15 protein-coding genes and 1 other annotated feature are annotated in these 17,815 nt (G+C 40.0%); of the genes, 8 read left to right on the plus strand and 7 right to left on the minus strand.

Annotation, left to right across the window (positions count from 1 at the left end; all coding sequences use genetic code 11):
* Nucleotides 1–94: 94 nt before the first annotated feature.
* From Q0788_RS08865 to Q0788_RS08880, 4 genes are all read right to left on the minus strand, one after another.
* Nucleotides 95–1,081, minus strand: a complete 987-nt coding sequence (locus Q0788_RS08865; RefSeq protein ID WP_298809763.1) for an SEL1-like repeat protein — start codon at nt 1,079–1,081, stop codon at nt 95–97.
* Nucleotides 1,082–1,305: 224 nt separating this feature from the next.
* Entirely contained in the window at nt 1,306–1,590 is a 285-nt protein-coding gene (locus Q0788_RS08870) for a barstar family protein (protein WP_298809766.1), read from the minus strand.
* Nucleotides 1,591–2,185: 595 nt separating this feature from the next.
* On the minus strand, nt 2,186–4,459 hold the full coding sequence (locus tag Q0788_RS08875) for a TonB-dependent receptor (RefSeq protein ID WP_298809768.1): 2,274 nt from the start codon (nt 4,457–4,459) through the stop codon (nt 2,186–2,188).
* Between the two features lie 277 nt (nt 4,460–4,736).
* Nucleotides 4,737–5,324: a hypothetical protein gene (locus Q0788_RS08880; RefSeq protein ID WP_298809771.1), complete on the minus strand. Its 588-nt coding sequence runs from the start codon at nt 5,322–5,324 to the stop codon at nt 4,737–4,739.
* 589 nt (nt 5,325–5,913) lie between these two features.
* Between Q0788_RS08880 and Q0788_RS08885 the strand changes: the two genes are divergently transcribed.
* The 5 genes from Q0788_RS08885 to Q0788_RS08905 all read left to right on the plus strand — a co-directional run bounded on the left by Q0788_RS08885 (nt 5,914) and on the right by Q0788_RS08905 (nt 12,329).
* Nucleotides 5,914–8,205: a choice-of-anchor F family protein gene (locus tag Q0788_RS08885; protein WP_298809774.1), complete on the plus strand. Its 2,292-nt coding sequence runs from the start codon at nt 5,914–5,916 to the stop codon at nt 8,203–8,205.
* Between the two features lie 225 nt (nt 8,206–8,430).
* Nucleotides 8,431–8,546: a sequence feature (AL1L pseudoknot), on the minus strand.
* Between the two features lie 652 nt (nt 8,547–9,198).
* The gene (locus Q0788_RS08890; RefSeq protein WP_298810075.1) at nt 9,199–10,680 is read left to right on the plus strand and encodes a cytochrome ubiquinol oxidase subunit I; all 1,482 of its coding nucleotides are present in this window, start codon (nt 9,199–9,201) and stop codon (nt 10,678–10,680) included.
* Nucleotides 10,680–11,696, plus strand: a complete 1,017-nt coding sequence (cydB, locus tag Q0788_RS08895; RefSeq protein ID WP_298809776.1) for a cytochrome d ubiquinol oxidase subunit II — start codon at nt 10,680–10,682, stop codon at nt 11,694–11,696. The genes Q0788_RS08890 and cydB overlap by 1 nt, the downstream gene beginning before the upstream one ends.
* Nucleotides 11,697–11,784: 88 nt before the next feature.
* Complete coding sequence (locus Q0788_RS08900) at nt 11,785–11,901, plus strand: DUF2474 domain-containing protein (protein ID WP_201548947.1); 117 nt, start codon at nt 11,785–11,787, stop codon at nt 11,899–11,901.
* Between the two features lie 44 nt (nt 11,902–11,945).
* Nucleotides 11,946–12,329 carry a rhodanese-like domain-containing protein gene (locus Q0788_RS08905; protein WP_298809780.1) on the plus strand — a complete coding sequence of 128 codons (384 nt, stop codon included), beginning with the start codon at nt 11,946–11,948 and terminating at the stop codon, nt 12,327–12,329.
* A 295-nt stretch (nt 12,330–12,624) separates the two neighbouring features.
* Here the strand turns inward: Q0788_RS08905 and Q0788_RS08910 are convergent, their stop codons facing one another.
* From Q0788_RS08910 to Q0788_RS08920, 3 genes are all read right to left on the minus strand, one after another.
* Entirely contained in the window at nt 12,625–13,374 is a 750-nt protein-coding gene (locus Q0788_RS08910) for an MBL fold metallo-hydrolase (RefSeq protein ID WP_298809782.1), read from the minus strand.
* Nucleotides 13,375–13,472: 98 nt separating this feature from the next.
* A complete protein-coding gene (locus tag Q0788_RS08915) occupies nt 13,473–14,018 on the minus strand; it encodes a rhodanese-like domain-containing protein (protein ID WP_298809784.1) in 546 nt (181 codons plus the stop codon).
* 169 nt (nt 14,019–14,187) lie between these two features.
* Nucleotides 14,188–14,880 (minus strand): peroxiredoxin, encoded by a 693-nt coding sequence (locus tag Q0788_RS08920; protein ID WP_201548941.1) that lies wholly within the window; start codon nt 14,878–14,880, stop codon nt 14,188–14,190.
* Between the two features lie 244 nt (nt 14,881–15,124).
* Between Q0788_RS08920 and Q0788_RS08925 the strand changes: the two genes are divergently transcribed.
* From Q0788_RS08925 to Q0788_RS08935, 3 genes are all read left to right on the plus strand, one after another.
* Nucleotides 15,125–15,589: a hypothetical protein gene (locus tag Q0788_RS08925; RefSeq protein ID WP_298809789.1), complete on the plus strand. Its 465-nt coding sequence runs from the start codon at nt 15,125–15,127 to the stop codon at nt 15,587–15,589.
* 150 nt (nt 15,590–15,739) lie between these two features.
* Nucleotides 15,740–17,140, plus strand: coding sequence for an FAD/NAD(P)-binding oxidoreductase (locus Q0788_RS08930; RefSeq protein WP_298809792.1), 1,401 nt, complete (start codon nt 15,740–15,742; stop codon nt 17,138–17,140).
* Between the two features lie 110 nt (nt 17,141–17,250).
* Complete coding sequence (locus tag Q0788_RS08935) at nt 17,251–17,607, plus strand: hypothetical protein (protein ID WP_298809794.1); 357 nt, start codon at nt 17,251–17,253, stop codon at nt 17,605–17,607.
* Nucleotides 17,608–17,815: the final 208 nt, after the last annotated feature.

The following is a 17,815-nucleotide window of genomic DNA, read 5'->3' on the forward strand; positions in this document are numbered from 1 at the left end:
CTGTAGACGAAGGATATCAATAGTTTTATTTATTTAGATCATAGTAGTGTACTTCACAGTGTACATAACATTAATTTTTTGAGGTTAAACTGACTTAATTTTGATTTAGTTTCCTATAGTTATTACAGCTTTCTTGTTGCCCATTTTCACAAGCCTTACCAAACCAGTTCTTTGCTTGAACATTATCTTGATTAACACCTACACCATCGCGATACATCGCACCAAGATTGTTTTGAGCAGGAGCATATTCTTGCTCAGCAGCTTTTGTATACCACTTAAAGGCTTGAGAGAATTCTCGGCCTACACCGTGACCCATGTAATACATCACACCAAGATTATATTGTGCATTAGCATTTTCTTGATCAGCTGCTTTTTCAAACCATTTTCGAGCCTGTGAAAAATCTTGTGTTACGCCATTACCCTGATAATATATTGCACCTAAATTAGCTTGCGCAGGAGCATATTCTTGCTCAGCAGCTTTTGTATACCACTTAAGTGATTGCGACAAGTCTTGCTCTATACCATTGCCTTCGTAATACATTGCGGCTAAGTCATTTTGTGCAATGACATATCCTTGATTAGCGGCTTTTGTATACCACTTAAGAGCTTGTGAAAGGTCTCGGTCTACGCCATTGCCTTGGGTATACATTAAGCCAAGGTTATACTCCGCTTCAGGAAAGCCTTGATTGGCTGCTTTCGTATACCATTTAATTGCTTCAGCATAGTTTTGAGGGACTCCTTCGCCTTCACGATACATTACACCAAGATTATACTGCGCCTCAGGGAAACCTTGATTAGCCGATTTTATATACCACTGCGCAGCTTTGGCATAGTCTTGATGAACGCCCTCTCCTATATCATACATCCAACCCAAATCGAATTGTGCTTCTGCATCGCCTTGTTCGGCTAATCCCTGTACGTCTTCAGCTTTAGTTTCTGTCTCTATTTCCTCAATAACTATTTGCCCCTCAGAAGCTTCGTTTTTGGCTTCACTTTGCATTTTTTGACAGCTCGTAAGCGTAAGAGGTAATAAGGCAGTAGAAAAAAGAAGGGCAACTAATTTAGTTTTTTTGAAAATCATATATTTGATTCACTGGTAGAAAAAGCGTTGAATAAGTAGATTATCTTAAAGTTTCAAAAGAGCGACTCTCTAAGCAAAAAATATTGATTAATTTTTTTAATGTATTTTTATTTACTATAACGTTTGTCATGAGAGTATGTTCGGTGCGCTATACAGGCATCGAACTATGCGTTGTATGCCTAATATATATAGTGTTTTATTAACAACTAAGATAGCTAGCAGAACTAAATTAAGGTATAAGCAAACCTTTCTTCCAAGTTGAATTGCTCGTCCTGGTTTTTAACTTTTTCGAGAATAAAAACTATCTCTTCAAAGCAACTCAGCTTTTCTTTTGAAGTAGTTGAATTGAACCATATTAAATTAATTGGTCTCTCTACACCCCCGCTTAATAGATCCCATAATGCATCAAGATTCTTACCATAGTAGAGCTCCACAGCAAATTGCCGCGCAATTTCGTTATGAAATTCTAACTCAGTCAATATTTTATCGCCGTGAATTTCAATATTCATAATTGTTTCCGATATACGTTACTCGGTAGAGATGTATCATTAAAAAGCTCTCGGCATCTATTATAAGAGTTTTTTTAGTTAGAATATAAGAATGTATAGGCGGTCTATTTCAGGTATACCCTAAAGGAACCAGTTATTTTGCCATCTAAACCTATTAACAGACCACTTAAAACAGACTGGTATAATGGAACCACTTACAACGGACTACTGAACTAGCTCGTGTTGCCCCGAAGCCATAGACCTTTGCATCATGCTCTTTTTATTACATCATCTATTTTTTGCATGCGTTTTAATATTCTGTAGTAGTCATACGCTATTTAAGAGCTTGCGCTGACATATTACAAAATTGCTGGTATTATTGCCGCTTTGCGTTAGCATTCATCTGCCCTACGTGATACTTTCTAAATTGGTTATTGATCTTCACTGGTGACAACGTTGTCGTTGGTTCGAATCCGATTACGCCTACCAGATTCGAAAAGCCCCAATCTTAAGATTGGGGCTTTTTTTGTCCGTGAAATATGGGCTGTAGAGGAAAAGGAAACTATACGTCGATTCAAATTATCTCTTTTCTCACTTTCAGCAAACATCATCGAAACTAAAACTTATAATTCACACCCATGAAGAATGAGCGGCCAACACCTGGTACGGCAGTACCCCAGTTAGACCCTGGTGCTAACTCACCATTCATTGACATGGTTTTACCTTGACCCATATAAGCACCGCCTAAAGGCAAGGCGTAGTTTCTGTCAAACACATTATCGATACCCACTTCGACACTGATATCTTTCCACTGATAACCAGTACTTAGATTCAACAAGCCATAGCCTGAGGTTTTCAGCTCATTACGAGGATCTGAGACTTTGTTTTTGGCAGCGACGCCCACTACTTCAACTTGGTTTTTCCAACCGCTATTCTCATGATTAAGTGCAATGCTACCATTCAAGGGCATTATGTTATATAGATCAGAGCCAGTTTCTTCGTTCTTGCCATTGGTGTAGCTCAGTGAACCTGAGAGGCCCCAATAACCCCAAGCATTATTGGCTAAGTCACGATCTGCGGTGATATCGATGCCATATATTCTAGCGTCTTGATTGGTATAACGTAGCACCTTGTATCGATCTACTGTTTGGGTAGCTGCAGGTGCGTTCGTAGCTGAGTCCCACTGTACAGCATCGACATAGTCGTCAATTTTTGAATAGTAAGGAGTAGCTTTGATGTTCCAACTATCATTAACAGCATGCCAATCAAAAGTTGCCGATAAAGTATTGGATTTTTCTGGTTGCAGGCTTGGATCACCAAAATAGCCATTACCATCACCCACAGTATTGTTCATGATAGCCGCCATTGGCCATGTTGACCATGTATATCGCTCATAAAGACTTGGGGTACGCTCTTTATGGGCAACGCCTAGCTCTATTGAACGTTGTTCATCTATATCATAATGGGCTATCACGGTTGCATCAATATTATTGTCAGTGATGCTTCGATCACTAGCGTTGAAGTTAGCGCTATCACGAGTTTGATTAGCCATCATGTTATAGCCAATGACTTCATCAGCGCTAGTACGTACGTTTTCGTAACGAGCACCAATTTGAGTGGTCCATTTCGGCGTGATTTGCTTTTCCCATTCGCCATAGACGCCAATACGTTGGCGCTGACCATTATTGATATTTTGGAACTCATTTGGTGACATCATCCCAGTACCAGAAGCTGGCCATAAGTCGTTGAGCGTATAGTCTTGATATTCAGCACCTACGGTCACTGTTCCTTGGTTAGTCAATTCAATAATACCTTTGATATTAGCACCGATAGTTTCGCTATCGGTATGCATTGGCATGCCATTGGCGTCATTATAAAAGAACTGTTTATCATCACCAAAGTTCATGTAATGATCAACGTCTTCATGATAAGCCTGTGCTTCTAACTGCCCCCAACCCAACTCACCTTTGTAACGTAAGTTGATTCTATCGAGCTGATTGTCAAGCATATCCATACGCTGGTTTGGGTATAGCTCCTCTGGTACACGCTGCGATAAATAAGTGCCTTGTAGTAAATGGTCACCGTTTTTATAAGCAAGATCTAGCGATTGGTTTTTGCTTTCAAAAGCGGTAGATCCGACTTCATCTTTGGGTAGTTGTTTATCACCATTACCTGTTGCTGTGTAAGACTTAAAGTCGCCACCAGCAGTATAATTATCAGACTGAGCATAGCTACCTTTATAAGTTAAGCTAAAAGTATCATCCGCTAGCGTCGTTGAAAGGTTGGCACCGTAGCCATTACCATTGCTGCGATAAAACGCTCCAACTTCACCTGAGCTGACCAAAGTGCTGTCTGCAGAAAATACTGGCTCTGCAGTTTCAACAACGATAGTGCCGCCGATACTATTACCGCCAACACTCACTGGTGTGACGCCAGCATAGACAGTAGCGTCTGCCACTGCGCTAGGTGCGATATAAGATAGCGGTGAATTCATGCTATTTGGACAAGAAGCAATTGAGTCCACACCGTCTACCAAAATACGTAAACGGTTGTCGGCCAAACCTCTAACAACAGGTAAGCTTGAGATACCGCCAGCACTCTGTACATTGATACCAGGGATTTTGGTCAATATGGTAGCGGTATCACTGGTCGCAACTTGTTTGCTATTGATATCATTGCGATCGAGCGTTGCAGCTGTGCCTAGAATATTGGTACTTGCTACGGGGGCATAAACGGTGATTGTCGGTAAGGTTGCAGTTGGAAGCGCTTCGCTATGACCATAACTATTTATGTTGGCAGTGTCAGCATAGGCGCTACTGATTTGAAATAAAGCTATAGATAAAACACTGAGTTTTAAGGTAGGTACAGCATTCATTGGTGAAATTAACATCTTATTTTCCTAGAAATTCTTAAACGTTTTAAACGTCTTTTATAAAATCGGTTATTCAGTTTTTTGTCCCAAGATGCCATTTAGGCCAAGTAATTGTGGGTTTAGACTAGGTGCTTACTGAGCATGTTCCGATATAAATAGACGGTATTTTCAGCACAATATTGTGAGTGCAGTATTTTGAGTGCAGTGTTTTAGGCAAACGCATACAAACGCGTCAATCAAAGCTTCAAATAAGCTCATTGATTGATAGCAACTACCTGCCTTTAAATATCACTGATTATATGAGTATAGATTGTGGAGGAGCGCGTGTAAGAGGTTGTAAGAAATTACTAGGATAGTAGGCATTTGAGCGATACAAAAGCGTAACTAAGACAGTAGACAGCTCTATCAAAGCTGAATCAGTATGTGTAAAAGCGACTGGTAATAGTGCTGCAGACATGGCAGTGCAAAAGTCGCAGCCATTGTATTTTACGGAGTCAGGGTCAGAGCTTCTAACCTTATCTTCGGTATATAAGACTTCCTGTGAAGGTGCGGCGACAACCGTTACGACTGGCTTAACAGTCGCAGGCGATGCTAAAGATAAGGATGCATTATGATGAGGTAAATGACGAGCGGCACTATCAATGGGTATGTTGTGATTCGTTTGAGTAATATCAGCCTGTATTTTCTCATACTGCTTAGCTGCCGATACAATCGGTGCAAGCTCAGCACAGATACCATGACCTAAGTGGGTATTGTCATCCCATAGAGGTGTCAGCAATAGAGAGATGTGCATGATCCAAGCAAAACATGCAACCACCGTGCCCAACCACATTGTTACGGGTGATGAATATCGTAAAACAAGCTTGCGATGCTTAGTAGACATGATAGGGTCATCTTATTACCTAGCTGTTAATCATGCATAGGTAATATTAGTAACATTTATAGTTAGGGAGGCTTGATATTTTGAAAAATCAGTTTGAAGCATTCAAGAAAAGATACTTAACAAAATATACATGACCGCAAGTAATGCCATTCTAAGGTAATGGGTATTCTTTTTACAAGCTTTATTTAAGCAAGTAGATATCATTTTTTACGGTAAAATCCTTAAATATTAATTAAGCAGCTTAATTGTAAATAATAGAGTGCAGTAGTTTACCTCTAAACCCTTAATATTACTAAGGATATTTATCAAAGAGATGTAAATGTTATATCTTATTGATTCTTTGAGTGTTTTTTTGTTTGCAAACCCCAATCGATGTTGCTATATTATTATTGAATATATAAATTTGTATATTAATAAAATAGAATTTCAACAGCACTAATATTAAGCCGCATCAAACCTATAAAAGTCATACTGAATAGGCTTTTGTAGCTGGAATGAACTGATGATAAAAGTTGTTTGTATTTTTTCATCACATGTTTTTATTGATAGTAATAGCTAGTCAAATAACATATAGGTTGGGGAGTACAAAATGAAGATTCAAAAATACTTGTTAGTGTCGGTTGCACCGGTGGCACTGGTAGTTCCATTGACTATTGCACATGCAGATACTTTCGATACTGATGCTTTCATTGGAACGTCAGGTGGTGGCTTTGTCTATGTCGATGAAAAAGAAAATGTCGTAGAGCCAGGTATTAAGGCGATAACCTTTACCGCGTCTAGGGACGATGAGTATACGAATGAAAATCCGGTTATTGTTGAACCTTATGATAGATTCACCACTAGCTTCTCAGATCTTGACTCACGCGGTATCGTTACCAATTGTCTGATGGCGAGTAATGAAGCGCTGTGTGATTCAATATCTGGGTCTGGCAAACGTATAAAAAACTATCTAACAGGAATGGATCCATTTGATACGCATTTTCGTACTTCAACAAAAGAATATATAAATACAGAAACAGATGAACCTATCGATACTTCATCAGTGGATTATTTCACGTTTGGAAAAATGTCTAATTTTACAGGTGCGCGTATTACTGGTTTCAATATTGAGCTATTGGATAAAGATGGTAATCTAATGGATGAGTTGGATCCTGATAACACTGCTTTATTTAACCTCGATGCTACAGATATTGGTTTAGGTGCTGGATTGACCGATGGTTTATTTGGTGGCGGTGGTCAAGAAGGTGAAATTGGATTTTTCTCTCCTGAAAAAACAAAATTTAATCTTGTCACAAAGTCAAGGAATACTTTGACGTTCGATGGTCTCTCCAACGATGAATACAATGCACTTTTCGGTACAGGCTATCTAGACAACACTATGGTACCAGACGGTATATTCTGGGACGATAATGAAGATCCCGATGATGAGGGTGCACTAATCGCGTGGAATAATCCTTCTAAAGGTGGCTGGACATACGGCACACTAGATACTGAAGACAATATTGCCGCCAGACTTACTGATTTAGCAACTTCATTAGGCGTTAGTGTAGAGGACCTTGGTTATGAGTCAGGCAGCTTAGTACCTGAGACTATTGTGGCTGCGGCAACAGCGAATGGTTTATTTGAAGTTGAACCAGTCGAAGATCTACGTAATGCCAATCTGAATTACACAATGACGGTCGGTACTATTGACGGTGGTGAAGTAACAGTGCGCATTGCTCCAAAGTTTGCACCTATCGTCGCGAGTGCAACATCTGATTATCAGTTGCGAAATGCAATTTATGTGGATACGTTGGCCGAAGTTCCTTATCTAAACCTTCTAGGTAATAACGAAACTTATCAAGATGCCATCTCTGGTATTGAAGAGATGAGTGCAACTGAAAAATCGAAGTTCCTAAATAGTATCGGATTTGGTTACGCAGCAGCATTCACTAATATTGGCTTCGAGGCATCGCGTGATCAGTTAAGAGCCGTTACTAGATCTGTACCTTGGGATAGCATGAGTAATAATCAGGATGCTAATTCAAATAATGATAGTTGGTTAATGCAGGATGGTCTGTATGGTTTTGCTTCGCAAAGTGGCTCACGTTCATCATATGATCCAGTGAGTAATTCTCTAGGTTATGATATTGATGTTTATTCACTTTCTGCAGGTATAGAGAAGCGTCTAAACGGTACTAATTCCTCGCTAGGTTTGGCAGTAGGTTATACAGATTCAGAGGCAGAAGCGTATCAGAATCAAGGCAAGATAGATGCTGATGGTTACTCAGTAACAGCCTTTACACGAACTCGTTTTGGTGCGGGCGGCTTAGTGCAAGCCTCAGTCGGCTATCAAGATCTATCATATGACTCGTCACGGGAAGCACCGGATCAGTCCACCGCAACTGCAAATACCGACGGCTCACAGGTTTTCGCAGCATTAAATGTTGATTATTTGAAAGACATGGGCGGCTTTAAAGTAGGTCCTACGGCATCAATTGAATATTATGATGTTTCAGTTGACGGATTTACTGAAAATAGCGCAGGTATTTGGAATCTAGAAGTTGGAGATCAAGACTCTGATATCCTTCTAGCTTCTATCGGTGCCCGTGGTGAATATCAACTCCCTACTAGTAATACTCGTCTAACAGGTAGTGTTAAATACACAAACGCATCTGGCGATGATCTTGCTATCAAGAGCGGTTTCATAGACCAAAATGGTTTAGCACCTTACACAGTGAAAGGTATGGATGAAGACTTGATAGATGTGAGTGTTGGCGTTGATCATGTTATTAGAACTAATGCCTCTACTCAAGTTGCTGTATACGGTGGTTATAATGGAACATTTGGTAGTGACTATGATAGTCAAGGCCTACAAATTGGCTTAAACACTACTTTTTAGATAGATAAAATACTCACCTCTTCCTATTAAGGATTAAGATTTTATGAAAAGCCAGATACTAGATTATCTGGCTTTTTTATAAGTATGTATTGCGGTAAAGGCATTAATAGCAATCCCAAAAAGTACGATTTCTTTTATCTCTTGTGCCTTTGTAGCGATTTATAATTTCTCTAAATAGCGCTTTCTAAAACAACGCTCCTAGTATTTAGCACGATAGTAGTTTGATGAGGCAATCAGCATTACTCGACAGATTGGCTCGATCCCGTGATTATTTTTGTAGTCATCGATAAACTGACTAATTATCCAGTTTGCGGTCGAGCTCTGCCTGTGCGAAAAAGTCGTATTCTTGTGCATGACTTCATTCGCTTGTTTGAGCTCTTTAATACGCTGCCCCTATCTTCGTACTTGCACATTTTCAGGTATGGTTTTATTTATATGCTTTTATACCATTATGTCCGATCTTCAAGCCTACAGCCCCTGGTTACAATCTCTGACGCTATTACTTAGATAGCTAACCATGTGAATGTAAAGAAGTAAACGCCTAACGTTTTAATCAGCATATGAACGACACGTTCTTTTGTCTAAAGCATAGTAACTGACTGACTAAATGCAATTAATATATATATTTGTATACTATACAATAGTATATCGTGTATTATTACTACAGATTTATTTAAATATATTACTAATAACTATCAACAAGAACAGTTGAATATTAATTATCTTTTTGATCTTTATTTCATAGTATTTTTTATATCATCGATAATTATCTAACGACTACTATATATAGCAATCCATTCGTACAACAGATAGATGACTGTTAATTTTTAAGAGCTTATATTGATAATTTTAGCTAAATAACTATTGGCTATTACCCGTAATATTTTTTACTTTTATGGACGAACAGTTGCTTAAACATATCATGGAAGGTTGCGCCACTCAGTTAACAAACAAAGGTAACCATTTATGTTCGCTGCATTTGTGATCGATCAGATGGATGCGTTGATGCTCGCACGTATCCAATTTGCTTTTGTCATTTCATGGCATATTGTTTTCCCCGCTTTTTCTATCGGACTTGCCAGTTTTTTAACGGTACTAGAGTTTCGTTGGCTTAGAACGGGTAACCCTATCTATGCTGAAGTCTATAAGCATTGGGTCAAGATCTTTGCTGTAGTCTTTGGTCTTGGTGTCGTATCAGGCGTTGTAATGTCCTATCAGTTCGGCACTAACTGGGCGGTGTTCTCAGATAAAGCCGGTAACGTCATAGGTCCATTATTAGCTTATGAAGTATTGACGGCGTTTTTCTTAGAAGCGTCCTTCTTAGGTATCATGCTCTTTGGTTGGGGCCGCGTTAGCAAACGTATGCACTTTGCCTCAACTGCGATTGTCGCTATTGGTACACTGATATCAGCTACTTGGATTTTGTCGGCTAATAGCTTTATGCAAACGCCACAAGGTTTTATGATAGGCGCTGATGGTCTTCTCTATCCTACCAATTGGCTTGAGATTATATTTAACCCCTCCTTCCCCTACCGTTTTGCACATATGGTAACGGCTGCCTACTTAACGACTGCTTTTGTCATCGGCGGCGTTGGCGCTTATTATATTCAATCAAAAAAACACACTGAAAATCGCAAGCACGGTCAAGTCATGCTCGGTATGGCGATGATTATGGCTATCTTTGTTGCGCCAGCTCAAGTGTTGATCGGTGATGAGCATGGTCTAAACACTTTAGAGCATCAGCCGGCTAAAGTTGCCGCAATGGAAGGTATTTGGGAAGATGAGCGCGGTGCAGCTTTGCGTCTATTCGCTATCCCAGATCAAGAAAATCAGACTAATAAGTATGAAGTAAGTATTCCCTATGTCTCAGGGTTAATTCTGACTCATTCACTAGATGGTGAGGTCAAAGGACTTAAAAACTGGGCGCCAGAAGATCAACCACCTGTCGCCATTGTATTCTGGGCATTCCGGATTATGGTTGCTATTGGTACATTGATGGTACTTGTCGGCCTATTCAGTATCTATAAATACTTCAAAAAACAACATTACAACCCTGAAAGCAAATGGTTTCACCGGGCATGGATGGTCATGACCCCGATGGGTTTTATTGCAGTGCTTTCAGGTTGGTTCGTTACTGAAGTAGGACGCCAGCCTTGGACTGTATATGGTGTCATTCGTACCGCTGAGAGTATTTCACCAGTAGCTGCTCAACAAGTCGCCACTACCTTGATTGGCTTTATCGTACTATATATCTTTGTCTTTGGCGCGGGTAGCTTCTACATTTTAAAATTGATTGCTAAAGGCCCACAACCTTATGAAGATCCTGCGGAAGATAATTTCTATGAGCACTCTGTGACTGAAGGTCAGGGTCGTACATTAAGTGGAGATAGTAACCCTACTGAAAATCTCAAACGTGATAATACAGAGGACTTGGATACGCATGCAAACGATAAAGATGATGAGGGGTTACGCTAATGTTTAACTTTGGTGATGTATTAGATTTACCTCTAATTTGGGGCGGTTTAGTTGCCTTATCTGTCTTCATATACGTTTTGCTTGATGGTTTTGATTTGGGCTGTGGTATTTTATTTCCTTTTGCTGGCTCTGACAAAAATCGTAGCCGCATCATGAACTCTATTGCTCCATTTTGGGATGGTAACGAGACGTGGCTCGTACTTGGTGGCGGCGGTTTATTTGCCGCATTCCCTGTCGCTTATGGCATTGTTATGAGTGGCTTGTACCTACCAGTTATCTTTATGCTATTCGGTCTAATTATGCGCGGTGTCGCGTTTGAGTTTCGATTTAAATCCTCAACACGTCGTCATGTATGGGACAGTTTCTTCTTTGTGGGCTCGGTGTTAGCGACTTTTTGTCAAGGGCTAATGTTGGGTGCTTTAATACAAGGTCTAGAAGCCAGTAATCGTTTATATAGTGGTGGTCCATTCGACTGGTTAACACCTTTCTCTATCGTCTGCGGCTTTGCGATGATTATTGGTTATGCCTTACTTGGCTCTACGTGGCTAATCATTAAGACAGAACACAACCTACAAGTATGGGCGCGTAAAGTTTCTGAGTGGCTGCTTTTTGCTTTGGTCGCAGCGATGATAGTGGTAACGGTGTTTATGTACCTCTCAGATATCGTGGCCATTGAAAGCTGGTTCAGTTTACCAGGTATCCTCTACCTAGCTCCGATGCCAATCATTGTGTTACTGCTATTCTTCTTGATGCGTAAAGACTTGACAGGTGAGCGAGAGTACCGTCCCTTTCTACTAACGGTCGCGTTATTTTTGATGGGTTATATCGGTGTTTGTTTTGCTATTTTCCCTTACATTGTTCCCTATCAGATGACTGTTTATGAAGCGGCGGCGGCGGATACGTCGTTATCCTTTATGCTTATTGGTGCGGTCATCATGCTACCGATTATCCTAAGTTATACTGCTTTTGCCTATTACACCTTTAAGGGAAAAACAGATCATGAGCATATGTATTAATCATGATTATCAATAACTGACAGTTGCTGTAAGTCATTATGGCAGCTGGGCCTAACAAGCTGACTAATACGCTAACTAGGAAGTCATTATGAAAAATTTTAGTAAAAAAGAAACACAATGGGCATGGTTCATTGGATTGTATATAGCAGGGTTTTTGACTATTTTTATTATTGCGCAATTAATCAAGCTGGCAATGGGCTTGTAATTACTTTAAACATATGATGAACTCACCTATTCTAAGGCATTAATATGAAAACCTCACATGACCTAGTTAGCGCTGCGAAAGCGCAAATTACTGAAATACCTGTAGCACAGGCTCAAGTTGCTTGTCATAAAGCAGATATCATTATTGATGTCAGAGAGCCTGCTGAGTATGCTGCAGGCCATATCAAAGGTGCAGTATCAGTACCTCGTGGCATACTAGAATTTAGAATTTCTGACCTGCCAGCTATTAAGGGTGCTGATACTGAAATCCTACTATATTGTCAAAGCAGTGGACGCGCGGCGCTAGCAGCTCAGTCACTAGCAGAACTTGGCTATACGCAAGTGGCCTCAATTGCTGGTGGTTATGAGGCATGTCTTGAAACGGACATACCAATAACTATGGCAAATGAAGGTATTGATTTTTATTAGCTACTTATTTTCAATAGGAACGTATTGTATATGCGATTAGGTGGGTCGACTGATATGTTAGGTCTAATGGTTGGTTTAACTGCTTCTAGCACTGACCATGACTTAAATCTAACTGTTTTAAAACTTTAGGCCATTATCAGTTTATTGTGCGACTGGGGTTGTTATGAGTAGCATGCGATGATTAACGGTTCTAATCTATTTATCCATAAAAAAGTTCTAGCACTTTATCTAGGGGTAAAGGTATTACAGCGCTTAACTAAAAGAAGCGCTGAATACCTCTCTAAAATAAGACCTATTAGCCTTGAGGGCTTTGAGCCATCTGACGACAGTATGCTGCTAGGTTATCAGGTAAGTCATTTGGACAGACACCGCACTGCTGATTGCCAGGTACTGCATGATCTATAAATTTGGGATATGGCAGATTTAAGTTATTCATAATAACTCTAAATTCCTCGAGAGTTGTATCACTACCAAGCCTTGGATTGCGCTTTTTTTCCTGAGCGATTGAAGAGACAAAGCGTTCTTTATAGTCATGTGCAGGGTAAACTAGCGTCTCATCTGGTAAAGAAAATAGCTTTTGACGCACAGAGTGGTACAATGCATCGGAATCACCATGCTGAAAGTCAGTTCGGCCACACCCTTCAATGAGAAGAGCATCACCAGTAAATACGCGCTCATTGAAGAGATAAGCAAAATGTCCTGCGGTATGACCTGGTGTATGCAATGGGTGCAAAGTAATACCAGCAACCTGAAACGGTATACCTTCTTCTAGCCCAACATCCGCACATGCCAGTCGGTCGTAGGCAGGTGCAGCGATCTTACTACCAACGGCCCGCTTCATCTCCAAAGCTGCCGTGATGTGATCCGCATGAATATGTGTATCAACAGTGTAAGCCAGCTTCAGGCCTAACTTATGCACCTCAGCTAAATCACGCTCCATCGTCGCAATGACAGGATCGATTAATACTGCCTGTCCTGTATTGATATCTCCTATAAGATAGGTATAAGTACTAGAGAGTGGCTCATATAGTTGTCGAAAGATCATAATAAAACCTCGTTTAGTGATTTAACATTAACAGTAGTAGAAGTCATTCAAAATAAATGCCGTGCTAATAACCATCTATATATAGCACTTAGCAAGGCTCAAGGTTTACTAATCTTGTTTGCATTAATCGTTGATGACCAAGGTAGACCAGCATTTTGCCAACCGTTCACTATGCGGAATCCCTTCATCTTACCCTCTTTTACTGCACTTCCTTGAAAACCATGATCGATATACTTCACATTTGAAAACCCTTGCGAAAGTAGATAATCTGCACTTGGTTTACCACGTTCTGAGCCAGAACGGCACATCGTCACAATGAGAGAATCCTTATCAAGTCCTTTAGCTTCTAGTGCCTTTTCAATCTCATTGACAAATTCTGGATTACTTTGCATAGCAAAGCTGCCTTTACTTTCATTGAACTGAGTGCGATTAGCTACCTTAAAAGGGATATTAATATCCACAGCATCTGTAAAGCCAACAAACATGATTTCTATAGGGTCTCTTATATCAACAAATAACAACTCATCAGGATGCTCCTGCACAAAGCTCCAGACCTCCTGTGGTGGCACAGATAACGCATCTTCCGCGCTGGCAGAAAAAATCATACCAAACATAAGGAATAACGACAAAATAATGGTTTTCATGCTCTCTCCATAGATACATACGAGTCTTTTATGCCAGCTGGTTGACGCTAAAACCCACTTTTGGCGGCATAAATATAGGTAATGGTATTTGAGAAAGCCAAGGCATATTAGTTAATTAATAAGGCTTAACTTTCTCAAAATTAATCGCTAATTCACAAATTCATATTTGTTACAGTGACTTCTTACTAAAATACCAATCCTTATACTCATAGCCTTCGTCAGCACGTCTTTCAGCTTCTGCAGCGGTACGAGGTGACGGCACAATTACCTGATCACCCACTTTCCAGTTTTCTGGAGTAGCAACTTTGTTGCCATCACTGGTTTGCAACGCATCAAGTAAACGCAAGAACTCATCAACGGAGCGGCCATTACTCATTGGGTAATAGACCATCGCTCTTAATATACCTTCAGGGTCAATGATAAAAGTGGCACGTACTGCTGAGGTATCACTGGCACCGGGCTGAATCATGCCATAGGACTTTGCAACCTGCATCGACAAATCAGCAATAATAGGAAAGGTAATCTCTACATCAAAATTTTCTTTGATGTTACGCATCCAAGCAATATGCGAATGCACACTATCAATAGATAATCCTAGCAATTCACAGTTTCTAGCACGAAAATCTTCAGCTTTATTAGCAAAGGCTATGAACTCCGTAGTACATACAGGCGTAAAATCTGCTGGATGAGAAAATAGTACTAACCATTTACCTTTGTAGTCAGCTAATGACTTCATACCATCAGTGGTTAACGCATTGAAGTCTGGTGAGGGTTGGTTGAGTTGAGGGAATTGAATGACGTTAGTTGGTTCCATGTCATCTTGGCATGAACAGTTTTCGCGTGAATGTTGACGGTTTCTCATTTGTTTATCCTTAGTTAGATAGTTATTAAATCATTGCAACGATGCAATAGATTAAATATAGCATAGTAATATACTAAAAAATATTATATAGTTTAATATAACTATTAGTTTTTCTAAATGTACCTTGTAACTTATTATCTAATAGCATGTCTTAAACTTATATGATTAAAATTACTATCCAGCGGCTGTTCGCCATATAAACAAATATAGCAGCCGATAACTTCGTGAGAAACTGAGAGATATTATGAAACGAATCTTTATTCCTATCCTTACTGCAGTTGCCACTTTTTTAGCAGTTAGTTCTGCTTCTGCTGAAGAAACTCGTCATATCAAGATAGCAAAACCATCGTTATTGGTTATTGTCACATCGGACGATGCTCAGGTACAGCTAATGTCCATGGTGCTCACCATGCAATCAGCGAAGCAAGGAGCAGAAACCAACGTATTGCTCTGCGGTGCAGCTGGTGACATGGCAATACGTGATGCGCCTAGCAGTGTAACTACAGGGCAACCTCCAATGAATATGAGTGCACAAGGGTTAATGAAGACAGTGATGGAAAAAACCGAGACTACAGTCGAAGTTTGCGCCATTTATCTTCCGGGTAAAGGGCTTGATAAGTCTGCGCTAATTGATGGTGTTACCGTAGCAGACCCTGCCGCCATTGCTAAATTGATGGTTGATAAAGATACAAAAATAGCCAGTTTTTAATGCTGCTTTTAATGAAAAATCAGTAGCTTAACAGCTGATTAACTTAAGAGTTTCATAGAAAGGACAAAAAACTCACTCTTATGTCCTTGGTTTATATCAATAACTTTAATTAACTATTCTTAATGGTATAGAAGGACATAGGAGATCATTATGAAACGACATTCAAGTAATCAAACCCGTATATCGAATCAAGACGCTTTGGCAGCGTATCCCAATCGCGCTGACGATAACAAACAACCAATAGTTTCAAGATTATTCAATCGTCGTCAATTTATTGGTGCAGGCATTGCAACTGGAGCGGTTATAGGTAGCATGTCACTAAATGGCTGTGTGTCATCACCCACGGCTCAAGAAAAAGTTAATATCGTTATTGTCGGGGCTGGTATTGCAGGGTTAGCGGTTGCCAACAGGTTGAGTCGTCAACTTCCCAATGCCACCTTGACTATACTAGATAGTCGGCAATCTCACTATTATCAACCTGGCTACACCTTGTTAGCCACAGGCGTTTGGAATACTACTGATAAGGTTATAGATAGTAACGCCAACCTTCTTCCTTCAGGAATAAATTGGATACAAGAAAATGCTCGTGAATTTTTACCAGATAACAATCAGGTAATCACTGAGAGCGGCAAAAAAATTGGCTATGACTATCTAGTGGTAGCCACTGGCTTAAGATTGGGTTTTGAGAAAATAGAAGGTCTTAACATTCAAGACTTAGGCACTGAGGGCATTGGTAGTGTTTATCATAGTCCAGACATTGCTATAAAAACATGGCAACAAATAGACGCCTTTCGTCAAAAAGGGGGGCGCGCCGTAATGACGCTAGCACATACGGACATGAAGTGTGCAGGTGCGCCATTGAAAATGACTTTTATGCTGCATGACAGACTCATACAAACAGGTACACGACAAAACAGTGATATTCAATTTTTTAGTCCACATCAGACGGTATTTAGCGTGCCTGTTGTAAACGAAAATATATTATCACGCTGGGCATCTTATGACCCACCAATTGGCGCAAACTTTGAGCAACGATTAACTGGCATCGATAAATCAGCAAAAGCTGCCTATTTCACGGATTCAGAGGGCAATCAAAATCGACAAGACTATGATTTCATTCATGTTGTACCACCCATGTTTGCAGTAGACAGTATACTAAACAGCCCCTTAGCCAATAAAAATGGTTGGCTTGACGTCGATAAATATACGCTACAACACAAGCGCTATGAAAATATTTTTGGGGTCGGTGATATCAATGGAACGCCAAAAGGTAAAACAGCCGCAACCGTTAAACTGTCTGCACCTATAGTGACGAATAATCTTATTGAGGTGATACAAGGCAAGACACCTAGTCAAAAATTTGATGGATACACCTCGTGTCCGTTGTTAATCAAAAAAGGTGAGGCGATGCTTGTTGAGTTCGATTATGAAAATAATTTAACCCCAAGTGTGCCTTTTGTTAACCCGTTAAAAGAAAGCTATTTTGCATGGTTTCTAGAAGAAATGATGCTAAAACCTGCTTATATGGCTGTTGCCAAAGGTCGAGTTTAACCTCGTATAGTACAGATAGTCGGTATCTTTGTGGATTTCAATGATCTGGCTACCATTTATATAAGTGGGGACTTTTACTAAGTTTCGCGAACATTTGTAAGGGAGCTGTCATGTTACTTTTAAATCAAGCATTTATGATGTTGTGGGAAGCTATATTAGAAAATGCGATGCTGGTCAGTGCATTATTTCTATTATTATTGATCACATGGAGTTATTGGGGCATTGCAGGTAGGCATCAAAAGCTAGCATATCGTTTTACCACTGTACTAGCGGCTATTACGGCAGGAATTGGCTTTTTTACTTTGCCATTATTTTTTAATTCTAGTCTAGGAAGTCTCAATTATTGGGTAGATTGGGTCTTCCATCTGGCAATGGTGGCAGCATTGTTTGTTTATGCTTATGTGGTTATATTGCCACTGATAACCGGACTGTCGGGGTTAACCAAGCATAGCGCCTCATATCCATAAGAAAAAATGCTAAATAATCTAAATTGGATCGTTTAACAATACAAATTACTGAAATACCTGTAGCACAGGCTCAAGTTGCTTGTCATAAAGCAGTGGACGCGCGGCGCTAGCAGCTCAGTCACTAGCAGAACTTGGCTATACGCAAGTGGCCTCAATTGCTGGAGTTTATGAGACATGTCTTGAAGCGGACATACCAATAACTATGGCA

The organism is uncultured Psychrobacter sp. (assembly GCF_947500265.1).
Lineage (GTDB): Bacteria > Pseudomonadota > Gammaproteobacteria > Pseudomonadales > Moraxellaceae > Psychrobacter.